A 17,242-nucleotide genomic window follows, 5' to 3' on the forward strand; every position below is an offset into this window, starting at 1 on the left:
ACGCATGTTTAATTTATTAATTGAAGCGGTGATAAAAAATCGTTTACTGGTGCTATTGGCCTTGCTTACAGCGATTGCTGTGAGTTTATTTATGATCCCAAAACTCAATTTAGATGCCTTTCCTGACGTGACGAATGTGCAAGTTGCAGTTAATACCGAAGCACCAGGGCTTGCGGCTGAAGAAGTTGAGCAGCTGATCACATACCCGATAGAAGCGGTTATGTATGCACTACCCGATGTAGAGCAAGTTCGTTCTATTTCTAAAACGGGATTATCGGGCGTCACTGTTGTGTTCAAAGAAGGTGTTGATATTTACTTTGCTAGGCAGCTGGTTTTTGAACGTTTGCAGTCTGCTAAAGAGTTGATCCCAGACGGTGTAGGTATGCCAACAATGGGCCCTAACACATCAGGGCTTGGACAAGTTTATCAGTATTTACTTGAAGCAAAGCCAGATGCAAACATAGATAGCATGGCACTACGTAGCTTAAATGATTGGGTGGTTAAATTACTTATATTACCTATTGATGGTGTTACCGATATTTTGTCATTTGGCGGTGAGGTCAAGCAGTATCAAGTAAACTTAAACCCCAATAAACTCCTAGCCTATGACTTAACACAGCAAGATGTTAGTGACGCACTAGATGCTAACAATAGCAATGTGGGTGGCTGGTATATGAACCGAGGCCAAGAGCAGCTGGTTATTCGTGGTACAGGTTGGTTTACCCCAGGCGAAAAAGGGCTTACTGAAATTGCGCAAACGCCTATCAAAACCATTGATGGTACGGTCGTTAAAGTGGCTGATGTTGCGAATGTTGAGCTTGGCAGTGAAATTCGCCAAGGCGCTGTCACCTTATCTAAACGCAATGATCAAGGGGAAATAGTCAATCGTGGTGAAGTGGTCACAGGTATCGTGCTTAAAAGAATGGGCGCTAATACCAAGCAAACGATTGATGGCATTAACGCGCGTGTCGAGATGATAAATCAAGCACTGCCAAATGGGGTTGAATTTAAAGCAATTTACGACCAAGCAGAGCTTATAAGCCAAGCGGTACAAACAGTTATTGATGCACTGCTTTTAGCTTTTATATTTATTATCATAGTATTAGCGCTATTTTTGTTGGATTTAAGAGCAACATTTTTGGTGTTATTGTCGATCCCTATTTCGATTGGTTTAGCACTGAGTGTAATGGCATGGCTTGGCTTATCGGCTAACTTAATGTCATTAGGGGGTATAGCTGTTGCCATCGGCATGCTGGTAGATGGCTCGGTTGTTATGGTAGAAAATGTATTTAGGCACTTAGGGATGAAGCACAATCAACATAAGCCACCCGCCGAGCTGGTTGCAATTGCTGCAAAAGAAGTCGCACGGCCTATCTTTTTTGCCTCTTTGATTATTCTAACGGTATTTTTACCACTGTTTAGCTTTGAAGGCGTTGAGGCTAAGTTATTTCAGCCAATGGCTGTGAGTATTATGCTTGCGATTATTAGCGCTGTAATTGTTGCCTTAGTTGTGGTGCCAGCACTGTGTGTTTATTTATTTGCTAAGGGCGTGACAGTAAAGCAAAGTATCTTACTAAAACCTATCGATATGCTTTATCAACGGGCTTTACAAAAAGCATTGCAGGCTAAACGCAGCGTTTTAGCTATTGCAGGGTTATTACTGATTGTAGCGGCTGTTATGCTACCAAGGCTAGGTACTGAGTTTGTGCCAGAACTTGAAGAAGGCACGATTAATCTACGTGTGACTCTTGCTCCATCTGCAAGTCTCGAAACAGCAATCTCAGTGGCTCCAAAGCTTGAAGCCATGTTGCTTAAATTTAACGAGGTGGAATATGCGCTGAGCCGAATCGGTCGGGCAGAAGTGGGGGGCGATCCTGAACCGGTTAACAACATAGAAATCTATTTAGGCTTAAAGCCACATGAGCAATGGGTTAACGCGAAAACGCGGGTCGAATTGCAACAGTTAATGGAAGCCAAGCTTGAGCAATTCCCTGGGCTTTTGTTTAACTTTTCACAACCCATAGCAACCCGAGTAGATGAGCTTTTATCGGGTGTAAAGGCTCAATTGGCCATTAAGTTGTTCGGAAGTGATTTGGCTGTTTTAAGTGAAAAAGGCCAACAAATTGAGCAGCTAGTTCAGCAAATACCTGGCGCTAAAGATGTCGCGATGGAGCAAATAGGCGGCGAAGCACAGCTTATAGTTAAACCCAACCGTTTGGCGTTATCGCGTTTTGGTTTATCGGTAGCTGATTTAATGGATGTAGTCCAGCACGGTATTGGTGGGCAATCAGCAGGGCAAATTATTAATGCCAATGAGCGCTATGATATTTATGTGCGTATAGCGCAAAGTTATCGCCAAAACCCAAATGTGATTGCTGATCTTCGACTGCGTACCCCCGCGGGTGCCATTGTTAGGGTAGGTGATGTAGCCGATGTACAGATTGAGTCTGGCGCTCCACAAGTTCGTCGCGATGATGTTCAAAGACGCATAGTCATTCAAGCGAATGTACAAGGGCGTGATATGGGCTCTGTGGTTGCGGATATTCGTACTGCGATTGCTGATAAAGTGGAGTTACCAAGTGGTTACAGCGTGGCGATTGGCGGCCAGTTCGAAAACCAACAACGGGCACAAAAGCGGCTAATGATAGTGGTGCCAGTGGCCTTATTACTGATTGCGTTATTGCTTTATTTTGCCTTTAGTAACTTATCGCAAGTGGTGCTTATTCTTGTTAATGTTCCTCTCGCTGTAATTGGTGGGGTGATTGCATTGTATGTCTCTGGGCAATACTTATCTGTACCTAGTTCTGTAGGGTTTATTACGCTGTTTGGTGTTGCTGTATTGAATGGTGTGGTGATGGTTGAAAGCATTAATCACCGAGTGGGTCACGGCGATAGCAAAGATAAAGCGGTATTTGAAGGAGCTGTTTCACGGCTCAGACCCGTACTAATGACTGCGCTTACTTCAATGCTTGGACTAATTCCAATGCTCCTAAGCACAGGTATAGGGGCTGAAATACAAAAGCCACTTGCAACGGTTATTGTTGGCGGCTTGGTCAGTGCAACATTCTTAACTTTATTTGTACTGCCGGTACTTTATAAGTCGATGAGTAAATAAAGCAAAATGGGGCTAACTTTTAGTTGCCCCTTTTTTAATGCCATGTATTTCTGTAAAGGGCGTTTACACCATACTAAAGCCCTTATAAACTGGGCTTTACAATAATGATGTAAAAAAGGAATACAGAGTGAGTAACGCAATTACAATTCGTCCGGCAGTCGCGAGTGATGCTGCAACAATCCTACATTTTATTACCGAACTTGCTATTTACGAAAAAGAACCCGACGCAGTTAAAACAGACGAGCAAGCTATTTTAAAAACGTTATTCAGTGAAGGTGCTACGGCTCATAGTGTTATTTGTTTAGAGGGCGACACGCCAATTGGTTTTGCAGTGTATTTTTATAATTACTCTACATGGCTTGGCAAAAATGGTTTGTATTTAGAAGATCTTTACGTCAGTGCTGATAGCCGTGGTAAAGGTGCTGGTAAGCAAATTATGCAATATCTAGCTAAGCAAGCACTTGAGAAAGACTGTGGTCGTTTTGAGTGGGTGGTACTTGATTGGAATAAACCAGCCATTGATTTTTACGACAGCATTGGTGCTAAACCACAAAACGAATGGATTATTTACCGCCTGACAGGCCAAGAGCTTATCGACTTTGCGCATCAATAAGTAATGTTGATATAGCTCAAAATTGACAAACACCAATATAAATAAAAATCATTTGCATTTAAGATTTTCTGTGTGTAGTTTAAATACACATACAAAGATTGGTATAAGTGCAGGTGATTTTTATGACTCAAACAACACGCCACACACCTTTAACTGCAAACGCCATTGATGATGCGCTTGCCCCTTGGCAAAGTGCAATTTATCAAGGCAACTTAGCATTTGAATCTGGCGAGCTTATTACTGCACGTGATCATTACACGGTTGCAAGCAGCTGCGCCGAAACACTTCTTGCGCAATTTTCTAATATCCCAGTCAATCAGTCGGTAACACGCTCGCTAGAACATTGTATTGCAGCATTTGTTGTTGCTACTTTGAATCTAGCTGACACCTTTAAAGTAATGCAAAAACCCGATAAAGCCTGTACGTGGCTTTGCCATGCTCATCAACGATTAAGTGTGCTTTTGAATCACCCAGAGCAACAGGTTCGCACCTTGGTGCTGCACCATCATCATAAAACCTATTATGAACTGGTTAAGTTTGCCAGCATGGCATCGGCATTTCCGACACTCATTAACCGTATTAATCAGCTATTAGCTGACCATCCCCACAAAACGCAGTTATTACATTAACGATAAGGAATCAGTATGCCTTTTACATTACCCGATTTAGCGTATGACTATGATGCACTTGAACCGCACATTGATGCGAAAACCATGGAAATTCATCACACCTTGCATCATCAAACCTATATCAATAAAGCAAATGCTGCACTAGAGGGCAGTCATTACTCTGAGCAAGATGCTGAAACATTATTACGCACTATTTCATCAATGCCTGAGTCATTACAAAAAGCAGTGCAAGAGCATGTGGGTGGCCATCATAATCACTCATTATTTTGGCAAGTTATGTCACCTAATGGCGGCGGTATGCCAAGTGCAGAGTTAAATGCAGCCATTGTTGATACATTTGGTAGCTTTGATGAGTTTAAAGAGCAATTTACTAATGCAGCGGTAAGCCGCTTTGGCAGTGGCTGGGCGTGGTTATGTGTTGATGATAATAACCAGTTGGTTGTTGAAAGTAGCCTTAATCAAGATAGCCCACTAATGCAAAATCACACGCCTATTTTAGGGCTTGATGTGTGGGAGCATGCATATTACTTGAAGTATCAAAATCGTCGTCCTGAATATATTGCGGCATTTTACGAAGTGATCAATTGGCCGGAAGTTGAGCGCCGATATTTAGCCGCAATTAAAAATAGTTAAGGTCCGAAACTGGCTAGTCAAAAAATAATATTCAGTTAAGCTAACGGTATTAGCGTGTAACGAGAATAATTATGACTAGCCAACAATGGCAAACTGCAAGACAAAGCCGCGACCCACGCTTTGATGGGGTGTTCTTTGTTGCTGTAAAAAGCACCGGCATTTATTGCAGACCCATTTGCCCCGCACCAACGGCACAAGAAAAGAACGTTGAGTATTATCAATATGCGCACTTGGCTGCGCAAGATGGTTTTCGACCCTGCATTCGCTGTCGCCCAGACAGTGCCCCGAATAGCCCAGCTTGGTTAGGTACTAAAACCACCGCATTACGTGCCAAACAACTAATTGATAAAGGCGAGGCTTACGACTGTGAGGTTTTAGCAGAGAGGCTAGGGGTGTCGAGCCGCTATTTACGCCGTTTGTTTAACCAACATTTTGGACTGTCGATCACCCAATATCGATTATTTAACCAATGCAATTTTGCCAAGCAGCTATTACAACAAACTGATTTGTCGGTAGCTGATATCGCATTTGCGGCAGGCTTTAATAGTATTCGTCGTTTTAATGATGCTTTTTTAAAGCAGTTAAATATCGCCCCGTCAAAGTTACGCAAGTCAGATAAAAAACCAGCATCAACATTAACTTTAACACTAGCATTTAGGCCGCCTTATAACTGGCAAGCACTCCATGACTTTTTACAGCGCCGCTTAATTAGTGGTCTAGAATGGCTAAGCGCAACGAGCTATGGTCGCACTTTTAAAGATAAACATTGCCAAGGGCAATTTACCGCACATTTTGTTGAGCATAAAAACCATTTTAAAGTGGTTATTGATATCGATAACACCCGCTATTTACAGCAAGTGATCCATAACATTCGTCGTGTGCTTGATTTAGATGCCGACACGCACACTATTGAACAGCATTTAAATGCAGAGCTAAAAGGCGCAATGCCGCTTTGTGTTGGACTTCGTTTGCCGGGAATTTGGTCTGAGTATGAAGCAGGTATTCGTGCGGTACTTGGTCAGCAGGTAAGTGTTACAGCGGCTCATAACCTAGTAACACAGCTTGTAAATGAGTTTAATCAGCAAAGTAATAACCACTATTTTCCAAGCCCTGAATGGGTTGCCAATTCTGAACTCGACTTTTTTAAAATGCCACAATCACGCAAAGATGCGCTACGGCGTTTAAGTGCTTATTGTCAGAAAAACCCAGATAATCAAGAGCTTGATAATTGGTTAGAGCTCAAAGGCATTGGCCCATGGACAGTTAATTACGCCAAACTACGCGGTCAAAGCCACCCCGATATTTTATTGGCGGGCGACTTAGGGGTTAAAAAAGCCCTCGCTGGTATAAGCGAATTTAATAGCGAGCACTGCGCGCCATTTCGCTCTTATTTAACTTTTCAACTATGGCAACAATTATGAGTATGCAACAAGTTATTATGCCAAGCCCGATTGGCGATATTACCATTCAAAGTACGTCAAAAGGCATCAGTTACGTTGGCTTTTACCCGGTGGTTGCAATGCAAACTGAGGCTGTTGATGAGCACACCCTTACACCCATTTTAATATGTATAAGTGAGCTTAATGAATACTTTAACGGCGAGCGTACGCGTTTTACTGTTCCGCTAGATACCCAAGGTACCCAGTTTCAAAAGCAAGTATGGCGTGCACTGATTGATGTTGAGTTTGGACAAAGCAGAAGTTACCAAGATATTGCAATTGCCATTAATAACCCAAAATCGGTGCGTGCAGTGGGCGCTGCAAATGGTAAAAATCCCATTAGCATCATTGTGCCGTGCCATCGAATTATTGGCGCAAACGGTAAACTCACAGGCTATGCAGGTGGCCTTGAAAGAAAAGAGTGGTTACTTAAACACGAAGGCTTGTTATAAAACAGCAATTTTACTGGGACAAGGTTTCAAGTAATAAGAGTAAGGTAATAGATGATGTTGCCGCGCGATTAGGGTAGCATATTGCGACTTTAAAATTTGGGCAACATCATGGCACAGCTGTACTTTTATTATTCTGCAATGAATGCAGGCAAATCTACCACACTTTTACAATCTGCATTTAACTACCGCGAGCGTGGTATGGAACCGGTTATTTTAACTGCGGCTATTGATGATAGAGCAGGTGTTGGCAAGGTGTCTTCACGAATTGGTTTACAAGCTGATGCCCATATTTTTGATGCTGATATCGATGTATTTGAATTGATCAAATCATTAAACGCAGAGCAAAAGCGCCATTGTATTTTAGTTGATGAGTGCCAGTTCTTATCAAAAGAGCAAGTAATGCAATTAACAGATGTGGTTGATGAGCTTGGTATTCCGGTGCTGTGTTATGGCTTACGTAACGACTTTAGGGGTGAGTTATTTAGTGGCTCACAATATCTACTTGCCTGGGCTGACAAACTTATTGAGTTAAAAACGGTGTGCCATTGCGGTCGCAAAGCTAATCATGTATTGCGTACTGATGAGCATGGCAAAGCTATTGCAGACGGTAATCAGGTAGAAATTGGCGGCAACGACCGATATGTATCGGTGTGCCGCAAACATTATAAAGAAGCGTTAAATCTCGGCCGCTAATGCCGAGATAAAGCTATCAATATCTTGCTTAGTGACGCCTAAATGGGTCACTAAGCGCAGTGGTTTACCCGGTGAAAACAGCATGTTTTGCTCTTTTAGCGCATGCGCCACTGCTTTTAAATCGATATGTTCGGCAACATTTGCGTAAACAATGTTGGTATCAATTTGAAAAGTTGACGTATCAAAACCAGTTAGCGTGTTTAACTGCTCTGCCAAATACGCTGCGTTATCGTGATCCTCAGCAAGCCTTGTTACGTGATGCTCAAGTGCATACTGGCCTGCAGCTGCCAGCATACCCGCTTGGCGCATACCACCGCCGAGCACTTTACGCCAGCGGCGCGCTTTATCAATCAGTGCTTTGCTACCTAATAATAGTGAGCCAACCGGCGCACCGAGTCCTTTTGATAAGCAAATAGACACTGAATCAAAATACTGAGTGATTTCAGTGATATCAACGCCTAACTTAACCGCAGCGTTATACACGCGGGCACCGTCTAAGTGCAGAGCAAGGTTATGTTTATCAACACACTCTCTGGCTTGTTTAAGATAACTTAGCGGGAGAACTTTGCCGCCAATGGTGTTTTCTAAGCTAAGTAGTTTGGTTTTAGCAAAGTGAAAGTCATCAGCTTTAATTGCAGCCACAACTTTGTTTAAATCTATGCTGCCATCACTATTATTTTCAATTGGTTGCGGCTGAATAGACCCCAATACAGCAGCACCGCCACCCTCAAATTTATAGTTATGTGCTTGTTGACCACAAATGTATTCGTCGCCACGCTCACAATGTGCCATTAATGCCAGTAAGTTTGCTTGCGTGCCTGAGCTGCAATAAAGGGCGCTCTCAAAGCCATGGCGCTCAACAGCAAATTGTTCAAGCTGATTAACGCTTGGGTCGTCACCATAAACATCGTCGCCTACTTGGGCGTCATTCATTACCGCGCGCATAGCTGCTGTTGGTTTTGTAACTGTGTCTGAACGAAAGTCGATCATTTTATTATCCTTATACTAGTTCGTTAAGAATGGCTTTGCGGTCGGCTTGGTCAAAATAGCTCCAAGCAATAAAGCGGCTTATTTTTTGGCCTTGTGCCATTTTTATAACTTTTACCTCTTTCACATCAAGTGTGCTAAGTAACTTTTTTAAATGCGGTAAAGTGTCAGACTTAGAAACAAGCGATGTAAACCAAATACATTGCTCTGCAAACTCTTGGCTCTCAATGCACATTTTACTGATAAATTCGCGCTCACCGCCTTCACACCAAAGCTCGTTTTGGCGGCCACCAAAATTAAGCGATTTTTGTGGTGCTTTGTTTAGGTTTTTCCATTTGCGCTCAGTACCTGCTTTGGCTTGTTGCTCGCTGGCATGAAACGGTGGGTTGCATAAAGTTAGGTGAAAGACATCTTTATTCGATATCACGCCCGTAAACATTTTATCGGCGTTGTTTTGCTGCTTAACATTAATTTTAAGGCGGTTGAATTGCACGATTTGTTTGGCAATTTTAACAGACAAAGCATCAATATCTGAGCCCGTGAAGTGCCAGCCATATTCGTGATTACCCGTAAGCGGGTAAATCACATTTGCACCCGTGCCTACATCAAGCACTTTTACTTGCTTACCCGTAGGAATATGACCTTGGTTATCGCTTGCTAATAAATCGGCCAAGTGATGAATGTAATCCACTCTGCCAGGAACAGGAGGGCAAAGGTAGTTGTCGGGCAAATCCCAAAAATCGATTTTATAATGGCTTTTTAATAACGCTTGGTTGAGGGTTTTAACCGCTAATGCATTGGTGAAATCAATGGTATCAGTGCCCGCTGGCGTTTGCGTTATATAAGGTGTTAGGGCAGGAGTATCTTTACATAGCAAAGTAAAGTCGTAGCCATTTAAGTGGCGATTTCGCGGATGCATTAAGGAAAACCTATCTGTTAGCCATATCAAAGGCTGATTGTACCAAATAAATCTTTGCTCTGAGTTAGTTTGCGGTGGATATTTTTGCTTAGTCTCATTAAAAACATGATATGCAAAAATCATTTTTAACTTGAAATACTTAGAAAAAATAATTAAAAATGCAGATGAAGCACTTTATCTTGTTAAAGACAATCGAAGGAATCGAGCTTCTGTGTATTTTAATTGAATATTAAAAACAACGAGGAAGCTTATAAAAAATGACTAATAGTATCTTTCTTTGTCCTTTTACCTTTACGTCTCAAGCAACTGGTAATGTGAGCCTCTATGCCCCATCAAAAGAGCAATATCGTTGTGTTTTAAGTAGTCTGTTTTCAAAGGAATGTTTATGTCTAAATTTAAAAAAATAGTGATAGCTGTAGTAATTTTGCTAAGCCTTGGCGCAATTGCTAAACAATACAATGAGCGCAATCACACTGAAATGGCAATTAAAGCGTGTGGCAATAAAGACAACATTGCCAAAGTTGACTCTAAAGGTTTTGAGTGTAAAGAATAATTGAGGTAAGTGACAGCTGATTAATATTATAAATACGAAACAGCAGCCGCTGCGTTAAATAATGCTTTTTGAGTAAGACGTTAGTTTAAACTATGAAGGAAGCAGAAAAGAAAATAGTACAAGTAATTGAGCAATAAGGGTGTTATGTAACATAAAGTTTAGATCGCGCGGTACTATTTTGTCTGATTTTAAAAAGCGGACAGATGAAAAAGCTAACTTGTTTCTGCCCCAAGACGTGTTTGGCGAATTTCTCAAAAAGCGGGCTTCGAACGTCCGCAATTGCTTTTCTATTTTGTCAAAATATATTGCTTGCATAGTCAGAAAAACGACCCAATCGCTCGTTTTTATCCTGAGGTAAAAGCGAGAACTCCTAAATTTTAATAACACTAGTAATTAGTTAACAAGTTTGTTAGAAATAATCTAATAAGAAAAACGAGCTACGCTGTGGTAGAAAAACGCGCGATTAGCTCGCTATAAACATGTTATATGCCAAAAGGGTTCGGATGTTAACTTTAGAAAAAGACGAAAAAGCTGAACAAGTTTTCATTCATGCATCACCAGAAAAGCTTCGCTGGTTAGCATCTCGATTAGAGGCTATTGCAGCGCAAGCCGAAAAGCCTGGAAATGCACATGATCATCTAATGACAGAAGATTGGGGAGGTCATGAGTTAACCAATGAGTTAATTGGTAACCCCGAGTCTCGAGAGATTATTAATCACCTTGTTATTTACGGCCATAAAATAGAGACAACAGGCATATAACAAAGCAAATTAAAAAGGGCGGACAAAAATCAGTTGGCTTTGTTCGTTCCTCACAAGTTTAGCCAACTAATTTTTGCCGTTTATTTGCGGCGTTATATGCCATGAAACTATTTGCGTTAATTTTGAGTATTCTATCATTTTCAACTTTTGCCGAGGTTAACTTAGTAAAAGTTGATAAGTCAGAAAATAAAATGTATTTACTGGATAATGGTAAAGTAATAAAAGAATATCGTGTTGCTTTTGGTGGTGCACCCAAAGGTCACAAGGAACAAGAAGGTGATCAGAAAACTCCCGAAGGTGTTTATACATTAGACTATAAAAAAGAAGATTCTTCTTTTTACCGAGCAATGCACATCAATTATCCCAATGAAGCTGATTTAGATAATGCTAAAAGAAAAGGTGTTTCTGCTGGAGGTTTTATCATGGTGCATGGGCAAAGGAATTGGTTGGGTTGGTTGTCTGGAATTACTCAAAATTTCAATTGGACAAATGGTTGTATTGCTTTAACAAATTCAGAAATGGACGAATTCATGGATTTGGTTAAAGTAGGCACAAAAATCCAAATAGAGTGGTAATTGGCATATAACAAGGCAATTATGATGGGACGCATAAAGCTTGGCTTGCGTCACTTCGTTCCTAATTTTAGCCAAGCTTTTTGCGCCCCATATTGCGGCGTTAGGTGTTACAAGTTGAAGTCCGAGATAGACGAAATCCCGTTTTATTATTTATTCTTAGATTCTGTTGAATCACATGATGGACAATTGACTATAACTTTAAGTCAAGCTGCGCTTTCGACTCAAAAAGAAGATTTGGAGATCGTTGAAGGAAGTAAAATCTCAAACCTCAGAGCTATTGAAGTTCAAGATGAATCTCTCGGCTATTTTATCCAATTTGACGATGCACTTTATTATCAAGTCATAGGCGAAAGCGCTAATGATTTTAGCAAAGATGAAATCGCTGAAAACGGTAATATTATTACTTTTAAAAACTCTTCTTTACTTAATTATCTAAAAGAAAGTACATTTTTGTTTAACGTTACACCACAAGATGATCAAATCGTTCATTATTGTGTCCAAACTGCAGATGATTGGATTCATGTACTTTCTAGAGAAAAACCAACTATCGTGCATCGTAACACCTAAAAAGCCATTGCAGTGCGGGACTTTTTACAGTTGGCTTCCCTCACTACGTTCGTTATTTTAGCCAACTATAAAAAGCCCCTGAATGGGGCGTTAGGTGTTGCGTATGGATACGTCAGTAAGTTTTAAGTCCAATATGTTCAAACCCTTTTTACCAGATGACTCTCAGGTTAACCCTGAGGTTTATGGGGCAGAACTGGCTTTTTGGATTAGTAAGAAATTAGCTCAAAAAGGTATCGTTACTTCTTACCCTGAGAATGAAGATTGGGGCTGGTATGTGGAACACTTTTTGGGTGACAACGAATATAGATTATGTTGTGGCAACGTAGATGGTTCGCAGACAGAGTGGCAATGCTTTCTTGAGCCATATGCCAAAGGTTTTTTCGGTAGAAATAAGGCACCTCTTGAATTAGCTAAGCCTTTAATAGATGCAGTTCGACAAATTCTAGAAGAAACCGATGACATCACTGATATTAAGTGGTCTAGCGTAGGTAACACCTAACAAGCCAATGCAGGCAGGGACTTTTAACCGTTGGCTCGGTTCCGCTTCGCTTCACATTTTAGCCAACATTTAAAAGCCCCTGATTGGGGCGTTAGATGATTATAACGAATATGGAAGCCATTAATGGAAGCTGTAAAAGATATACATGAAGATGATCTAGAAAAAAATGATAATACTTTAGAAGTACCCGTGAAAAAGAAAGATGATGATACCGTCGCAGGTATTGTAGCTTTAGTAATTATGGGGTTATTAATTTACTGGGCATGGAGTTGGGCGTTCGGTGATGACCAACTCTATAAAACTAAATCTCAGGTTCAAGCCGACATTTCAACGATGGTTGGGAATGGTGCTAACTTGGATTCTTTAAAACACTATTTTTCAACAACTTTCGATCAAGAATGGGGGCTATTTTATCGGTGGAATAATGAAAAGTCAGATCATTACCGAGAAGATGTATCTTTATTGACAGTGTTAAAAGATATTAAAAATCAGGGCTATTTAAAAGGTTCAACAGATTCCAATAACATGAATAATATTTCGGCATTAATAGCGGAGTACCAGCAAAGAAACCCTTTTGATGGCTTAGAGATAAATCAAAAGGATCTATTTGATAACATTAGAGTCAAACTTGATGAAAATTATCTTGTTGTATCAAACGATCTGAATAAGCTTTCTGATGAATTATCTCAAAAAAATAAGCTTGTTACGCAATACCTTTCAGATTCACAGACAAGCTTATATATCTCTATTGCATCTTTAGCTTTTGGTGTTGTTTTCCCAGTTGTTAGCTTGTTATTTAGCCGAAGAAAATCATCTAACAAGTTGCTTAAACGGAACTAAAACAGTTGGTTATCGCTACGCGATTTTAACCAACCATTTTAGTCCGCTTAGCAAGGCGTTATAGCGCAATGGAGAAAAGGAGTGTGCGTTGATTATTGATTTCCCAACAAAAGACGATTTTTTCAATGCAGCTACGGATTATTTAAATTCCTCTAGGGATTCAGTTGTCGAACTCATTAGTGAGTTTGAAAAAATAGTCGACCTAATTGATGATTCAAAACATTCAGTTGAGAGTGAGAGATATTGGGGATCAGCCAAACAAACACTAATTAGTGCTACAGCTCTCGTGCAATAGGCTGTGGAATTCTATATAAAAGGCAGAATAGCTAATGTTTCTCCATATTTGCTAATTTCTGGTAGCCCTCAATCTTGGCCAAAAGGTTGCAGTAAAAAGGATGTTGAGTTTTCACTGTTTAGAACTCTTTATGCACAAGACTTGCTAAAAGTACATGATACCGTCTGTGGAACAAGATTTACTGATCAATTTGTACAGTGGTATGAAAAACTTCGAGTTATTAGAAATAAGGTCATGCATACGGTAGACAAATCGTTAACTGTAAAGCCTGTGGAAGTTATTGAATTTATATTATTTGCTTATCATTATTTTTTTGATACAGGTAGTTGGTTTGAATCTAGAAAGCAGTATCTCGACAAAACTCCTGTAAATTCAGTCCAAATGTTTGAAGAAGATAATACTTAATCATATACCTTAAACGCATTACTAAACGAATTTAGAACTGTTATGGAAGTATTAACACCAGCAAAAGTTAAGCTTTACTTTAACTACAATAAAAAGAAAAGATCATTTCATTGCCCAAGTTGCTACCAAGTCGTTTCGCAAATGGACTTCTGGGATCACGAATTTATTCATGATTGTGCAAAGACATATCAATTAACCGAATCCGAGGGTTTGTATGAATGCTGCATTTGCAATTACAATGGAACTCTTTTAAGCAAAATGTGTGAAGAAGAGTGTTGTGAAGAAAGGCTGATTGATAGTAAATCAGGTCTTTGCCTATCATGCTTTTGTGAAAACGCGCTATAACAAGTGACTTCAAAGGACTCAAAACGTTTGGCTTGCGCTACCCCGACCTAATTTGAGCCAGATATTTTATTGCCGCTTAGCAAAGCGTTACTAAATAAATACTCTAACACGCTTTTGTCTAGATATTTATCATGCTCAACGTCTGTTCACACTCAATGATAAACTTAAGACCACGAATGGCAAAAGGCTGTCTCCTCCGCATATGTTAATTACGTAGCATTATAATCACCAAACAAACTTCTTCAGCACTTTTTCATAGCCTTTTTATTAGCGCTCATTTAGCCAAAGGCTTCTGCAAGTCGAACTTCTCATATCAATGAATAATGGCTCTGCATTGGTGTTACTATTTAATCAAAATCTCATCGTGCCTGAGATTCTCATTTTGAGTGGCACTCGCCAACTTCACACTTGCTTTGCTGAATAGACTGGCGTAACTTAATACTGGTACGATGAGTCTATAAGAATAAAAAGGTCAAACGTGACGATTAAACAAGAATCGGTGTTTATTAAACTCGCCGAAAGCCAAACTCTACATTTACGTCGTATCAGTAAGACTGATGCGAAAGGCCCTGCGGTGTTTTTTATGCATGGAGCTGTTGAAAATGGCAAAATCTTTTACACCCACAGCAATAAAGGCTTGGCGCCATTTTTAGCTGAGCATGGTTATGTATGCTATGTAGCTGATTTGCGCGGTCGTGGTGAGAGTAAGCCTGCGATTTCAAAGCATGCAAAGTATGGTCAGACCGAGGCCATTTTAGAAGATATTCCTGCATTTCTAGATAAAATTAAACAGCTTGAAGGCGAGCCTGCTCGTTATTGGGTTGCTCACTCATGGGGCGGGGTGTTGATGAACAGTGTGTTTGCCCGTTTTCCTGAATTGATTGATGATGTGAAAGCCTGCGGCTATTTTGGTTCTAAACGGTCTTTGTATAACCATCATCCAAGCAAGTATATTCAAGGTAATTTGATTTGGTATGGCTTGGCGCCATTAGTTGCCCGTAAGCATGGTTTTGTGCCGGCTAAAAAACTGAAATGGGGCAGTGATGATGAAACCCGTAAATCGCATTACCAAAGCATGCAATGGGCTAAACGTAAACCTTGGGTCGACACCGATGATGGCTTTGATTACGCCAAAGCATTAGCCGATAAAGCGCTACCACCTATCATGCACGTTGCGGGTATCAAAGATAAAGCACTATGTCAGCCAATTGATATTGCAAAGTTTATGGAAGAGTCGGGCACAGGCAAGCAAACCATGACCATTTATGGCCGTAAATTTGGCCATAAGGTCGATTATGATCACATTAATATGCTTACTCACCCACAGGCGCGTTTTGATCAGTTTGTTGATCTGCTGAACTGGTTTGAGGCTCATTCATAAGCGTGTGCATAGCGCTCTCGTAGCGTTTATATTTATCAATTGCTTTGTCGTTAAGCGGCTGTCTTACAGCCGTTTTACTGAGCGTTGCCACTGGTTTTTTCGATTTATAAAAAGTTAAAAATTGCTTGTTATACTCAATGTTTAAGAATTTACACAATGCTGTTAATGTTTGTTCGCTTTCACTCACTAGTTCCTCATAGCTTAAATCAAAAATAGCTTCTGGCATTACGTTGTGCCAATGTGCCATTAACTGCTGATATAAATCATAGTATTGTTTAAACTCGGGTAGAGAACAAAAGTAGGGCTCATTTTCTGCGAAGTAGTTGCTAAACACCGACCAAGCAATGGCATTGTAATCCCGTTGCATATTGATGAATTTAGCGTTTGGAAACAATAAATAAATTAGCCCAAGTGATTGATAGTTTGAAGGTAGTTTATTGATCATAAAGGGGCGCACCACTGGTGCTTGCTTTAAGCGTTCAATATAAATATTCCGGGCTGTGTTGATAAGCCCTTGATCTAATTCAGCTAAGCAATCAGGGTAGGGGCGCTGAGTTTTTTGTTCAATATAAGCAACAACCTGATTACTGATACTGGCATCTTCTCCGAGGCTCGCAAAGTCACTATGACTTGTTAGCATTTGCTCTATGAGTGTAGAGCCGCTGCGTGGCATACCAATTATGAATATTGGTGTAACTGTCCCTTTAAAAGTTTTATCGCGTGAGGCAATTAATTGGGCGTGACTTTGTTCAATAACACGTTGATAAAATGGAACTAGCTCAGCGGTTTTAAATTGCGTCAATTTAGACTGAAACTTATTTGCAAGCTTGTAATAATCAAACGCCTGTTGTGTATCACCAAGTACATCGTAACTCTTGCCGAGGGCGTAGTAACAGACCATTTTTAAGCGGACGTTATCGGTTAACGTTAAGAAGTGGTGGAGTTCGTTTATGTAGTTTTGTTCGTTGTTAAACCGAGCAAACTGTACCAACTCAAATAAAATATAAGCTTTTACAGGGTAGTTACCCATAGTTAGCGCATGTTTTAAGATGTTATAGGCTTTATCGAGTTCGCCATAAGTCAAATAGTGTTGGGCTAAGTAATAATGTGGTTCAGGGTTATGGCTGGCAATTGATTTTGCGTATTCAAGTACAGTCACTGCATCTTGCGGTGAGTGAACGCCATTAAAAGCATCCGCTAAGGCATGCAGTGGCTCGAGCATGTGCGGTAGTCGCTCGCAAGCTCGCTGTAATAGATATACTGCCGCATCATAGCGTTCTAGGCGCAGAGCGATTCGCCCTAAACCAAATAATGCTTCGCCATTTTCGGGTTCAGCATCAAGAATCGTTTTAAAATGAAACTCTGCTTCTTTTAGTTTGTTTTCAGCAAGTAGTTGATTCGCTTTTTCTAACAGCATAATGATGGGGCGATGTTTATTATTTTTATTTACTATAAAACGAAAAAGGCGAAATGTCTTTCGCCTTGATTAACTATAAATATCCAGAAAAGTCTGGGGTATAGACTCTCTAGGTTGATCTCTC

At 40.4% G+C, this 17,242-nt stretch carries 19 protein-coding genes; 16 read left to right on the plus strand and 3 right to left on the minus strand.

Features of this window, described 5'->3' with window-relative positions; translation table 11 throughout:
• Positions 1-4 precede the first annotated feature (4 nt).
• The 7 genes from L1264_RS08585 (at position 5) to L1264_RS08615 (ending at position 7,574) form a co-directional block, all read left to right on the plus strand.
• Entirely contained in the window at positions 5-3,115 is a 3,111-nt protein-coding gene (locus L1264_RS08585; protein WP_199526947.1) for an efflux RND transporter permease subunit, read from the plus strand.
• Positions 3,116-3,242: 127 nt separating this feature from the next.
• Positions 3,243-3,728: a GNAT family N-acetyltransferase gene (locus L1264_RS08590; RefSeq protein WP_054552102.1), complete on the plus strand. Its 486-nt coding sequence runs from the start codon at positions 3,243-3,245 to the stop codon at positions 3,726-3,728.
• Positions 3,729-3,850: 122 nt separating this feature from the next.
• Positions 3,851-4,357, plus strand: coding sequence for a hypothetical protein (locus L1264_RS08595; RefSeq protein WP_199526946.1), 507 nt, complete (start codon positions 3,851-3,853; stop codon positions 4,355-4,357).
• Positions 4,358-4,372: 15 nt separating this feature from the next.
• Positions 4,373-4,990 (plus strand): superoxide dismutase, encoded by a 618-nt coding sequence (locus tag L1264_RS08600; RefSeq protein ID WP_199526945.1) that lies wholly within the window; start codon positions 4,373-4,375, stop codon positions 4,988-4,990.
• A gap of 71 nt (positions 4,991-5,061) precedes the next feature.
• Complete coding sequence (locus L1264_RS08605; RefSeq protein WP_199526944.1) at positions 5,062-6,411, plus strand: DNA-3-methyladenine glycosylase 2 family protein; 1,350 nt, start codon at positions 5,062-5,064, stop codon at positions 6,409-6,411.
• 2 nt (positions 6,412-6,413) lie between these two features.
• Positions 6,414-6,881 carry a methylated-DNA--[protein]-cysteine S-methyltransferase gene (locus L1264_RS08610; RefSeq protein ID WP_199526964.1) on the plus strand — a complete coding sequence of 156 codons (468 nt, stop codon included), beginning with the start codon at positions 6,414-6,416 and terminating at the stop codon, positions 6,879-6,881.
• 108 nt (positions 6,882-6,989) lie between these two features.
• Positions 6,990-7,574, plus strand: coding sequence for a thymidine kinase (locus L1264_RS08615; protein ID WP_135926501.1), 585 nt, complete (start codon positions 6,990-6,992; stop codon positions 7,572-7,574).
• On the opposite strand, the gene ltaE is transcribed toward L1264_RS08615, so the two are convergent.
• Both ltaE and rlmF read right to left on the minus strand, forming a co-directional pair.
• On the minus strand, positions 7,557-8,564 hold the full coding sequence (gene ltaE / locus L1264_RS08620) for a low-specificity L-threonine aldolase (protein ID WP_199526943.1): 1,008 nt from the start codon (positions 8,562-8,564) through the stop codon (positions 7,557-7,559). The two genes, L1264_RS08615 and ltaE, sit on opposite strands and share 18 nt — an antisense overlap.
• Before the next feature lie 10 nt (positions 8,565-8,574).
• Positions 8,575-9,480 (minus strand): 23S rRNA (adenine(1618)-N(6))-methyltransferase RlmF, encoded by a 906-nt coding sequence (gene rlmF, locus L1264_RS08625; RefSeq protein ID WP_199526942.1) that lies wholly within the window; start codon positions 9,478-9,480, stop codon positions 8,575-8,577.
• Between the two features lie 385 nt (positions 9,481-9,865).
• On the opposite strand from rlmF, the gene L1264_RS08630 reads away from it, so the two are divergent.
• The 9 genes from L1264_RS08630 (at position 9,866) to L1264_RS08670 (ending at position 15,701) form a co-directional block, all read left to right on the plus strand.
• On the plus strand, positions 9,866-10,033 hold the full coding sequence (locus L1264_RS08630) for a hypothetical protein (protein ID WP_199526941.1): 168 nt from the start codon (positions 9,866-9,868) through the stop codon (positions 10,031-10,033).
• Between the two features lie 503 nt (positions 10,034-10,536).
• Positions 10,537-10,794, plus strand: a complete 258-nt coding sequence (locus tag L1264_RS08635) for an Imm32 family immunity protein (RefSeq protein WP_199526940.1) — start codon at positions 10,537-10,539, stop codon at positions 10,792-10,794.
• 101 nt (positions 10,795-10,895) lie between these two features.
• Entirely contained in the window at positions 10,896-11,369 is a 474-nt protein-coding gene (locus L1264_RS08640; RefSeq protein ID WP_199526939.1) for a L,D-transpeptidase family protein, read from the plus strand.
• 21 nt (positions 11,370-11,390) lie between these two features.
• On the plus strand, positions 11,391-11,936 hold the full coding sequence (locus tag L1264_RS08645) for a hypothetical protein (protein WP_199526938.1): 546 nt from the start codon (positions 11,391-11,393) through the stop codon (positions 11,934-11,936).
• Between the two features lie 103 nt (positions 11,937-12,039).
• Entirely contained in the window at positions 12,040-12,435 is a 396-nt protein-coding gene (locus L1264_RS08650; RefSeq protein WP_199526937.1) for a hypothetical protein, read from the plus strand.
• A 123-nt stretch (positions 12,436-12,558) separates the two neighbouring features.
• Positions 12,559-13,275 carry a hypothetical protein gene (locus L1264_RS08655; RefSeq protein ID WP_199526936.1) on the plus strand — a complete coding sequence of 239 codons (717 nt, stop codon included), beginning with the start codon at positions 12,559-12,561 and terminating at the stop codon, positions 13,273-13,275.
• Positions 13,276-13,363: 88 nt separating this feature from the next.
• The gene (locus L1264_RS08660) at positions 13,364-13,570 is read left to right on the plus strand and encodes a hypothetical protein (protein WP_199526935.1); all 207 of its coding nucleotides are present in this window, start codon (positions 13,364-13,366) and stop codon (positions 13,568-13,570) included.
• Between the two features lie 3 nt (positions 13,571-13,573).
• Positions 13,574-13,975, plus strand: a complete 402-nt coding sequence (locus L1264_RS08665) for a hypothetical protein (protein WP_199526934.1) — start codon at positions 13,574-13,576, stop codon at positions 13,973-13,975.
• Between the two features lie 823 nt (positions 13,976-14,798).
• Entirely contained in the window at positions 14,799-15,701 is a 903-nt protein-coding gene (locus L1264_RS08670; protein WP_199526933.1) for an alpha/beta fold hydrolase, read from the plus strand.
• Here L1264_RS08670 and L1264_RS08675 read toward each other — a convergent pair.
• Entirely contained in the window at positions 15,634-17,118 is a 1,485-nt protein-coding gene (locus L1264_RS08675) for a tetratricopeptide repeat-containing sulfotransferase family protein (protein ID WP_199526932.1), read from the minus strand. The genes L1264_RS08670 and L1264_RS08675 overlap by 68 nt on opposite strands.
• Positions 17,119-17,242 lie beyond the last annotated feature (124 nt).

The sequence above is a fragment of the Pseudoalteromonas sp. APAL1 genome, assembly GCF_021532475.1.
Taxonomy (GTDB): Bacteria; Pseudomonadota; Gammaproteobacteria; order Enterobacterales; family Alteromonadaceae; genus Pseudoalteromonas; species Pseudoalteromonas lipolytica_C.

Excerpts from the sequence above, each read along its gene's own strand:
- L1264_RS08585 (WP_199526947.1), top strand. The coding sequence starts at position 5 with ATGTTTAATTTATTAATTGAAGCGGTGATAAAAAATCGTTTACTGGTG.
- L1264_RS08595 (WP_199526946.1), top strand. The coding sequence starts at position 3,851 with ATGACTCAAACAACACGCCACACACCTTTAACTGCAAACGCCATTGAT.
- L1264_RS08600 (WP_199526945.1), top strand. The coding sequence starts at position 4,373 with ATGCCTTTTACATTACCCGATTTAGCGTATGACTATGATGCACTTGAA.
- L1264_RS08605 (WP_199526944.1), top strand. The coding sequence starts at position 5,062 with ATGACTAGCCAACAATGGCAAACTGCAAGACAAAGCCGCGACCCACGC.
- L1264_RS08610 (WP_199526964.1), top strand. The coding sequence starts at position 6,414 with ATGCAACAAGTTATTATGCCAAGCCCGATTGGCGATATTACCATTCAA.
- L1264_RS08615 (WP_135926501.1), top strand. The coding sequence starts at position 6,990 with ATGGCACAGCTGTACTTTTATTATTCTGCAATGAATGCAGGCAAATCT.
- ltaE (WP_199526943.1), bottom strand. The coding sequence starts at position 8,564 with ATGATCGACTTTCGTTCAGACACAGTTACAAAACCAACAGCAGCTATG.
- rlmF (WP_199526942.1), bottom strand. The coding sequence starts at position 9,480 with ATGCATCCGCGAAATCGCCACTTAAATGGCTACGACTTTACTTTGCTA.
- L1264_RS08630 (WP_199526941.1), top strand. The coding sequence starts at position 9,866 with ATGTCTAAATTTAAAAAAATAGTGATAGCTGTAGTAATTTTGCTAAGC.
- L1264_RS08635 (WP_199526940.1), top strand. The coding sequence starts at position 10,537 with ATGTTAACTTTAGAAAAAGACGAAAAAGCTGAACAAGTTTTCATTCAT.
- L1264_RS08640 (WP_199526939.1), top strand. The coding sequence starts at position 10,896 with ATGAAACTATTTGCGTTAATTTTGAGTATTCTATCATTTTCAACTTTT.
- L1264_RS08645 (WP_199526938.1), top strand. The coding sequence starts at position 11,391 with ATGATGGGACGCATAAAGCTTGGCTTGCGTCACTTCGTTCCTAATTTT.
- L1264_RS08650 (WP_199526937.1), top strand. The coding sequence starts at position 12,040 with ATGGATACGTCAGTAAGTTTTAAGTCCAATATGTTCAAACCCTTTTTA.
- L1264_RS08655 (WP_199526936.1), top strand. The coding sequence starts at position 12,559 with ATGGAAGCTGTAAAAGATATACATGAAGATGATCTAGAAAAAAATGAT.
- L1264_RS08675 (WP_199526932.1), bottom strand. The coding sequence starts at position 17,118 with ATGCTGTTAGAAAAAGCGAATCAACTACTTGCTGAAAACAAACTAAAA.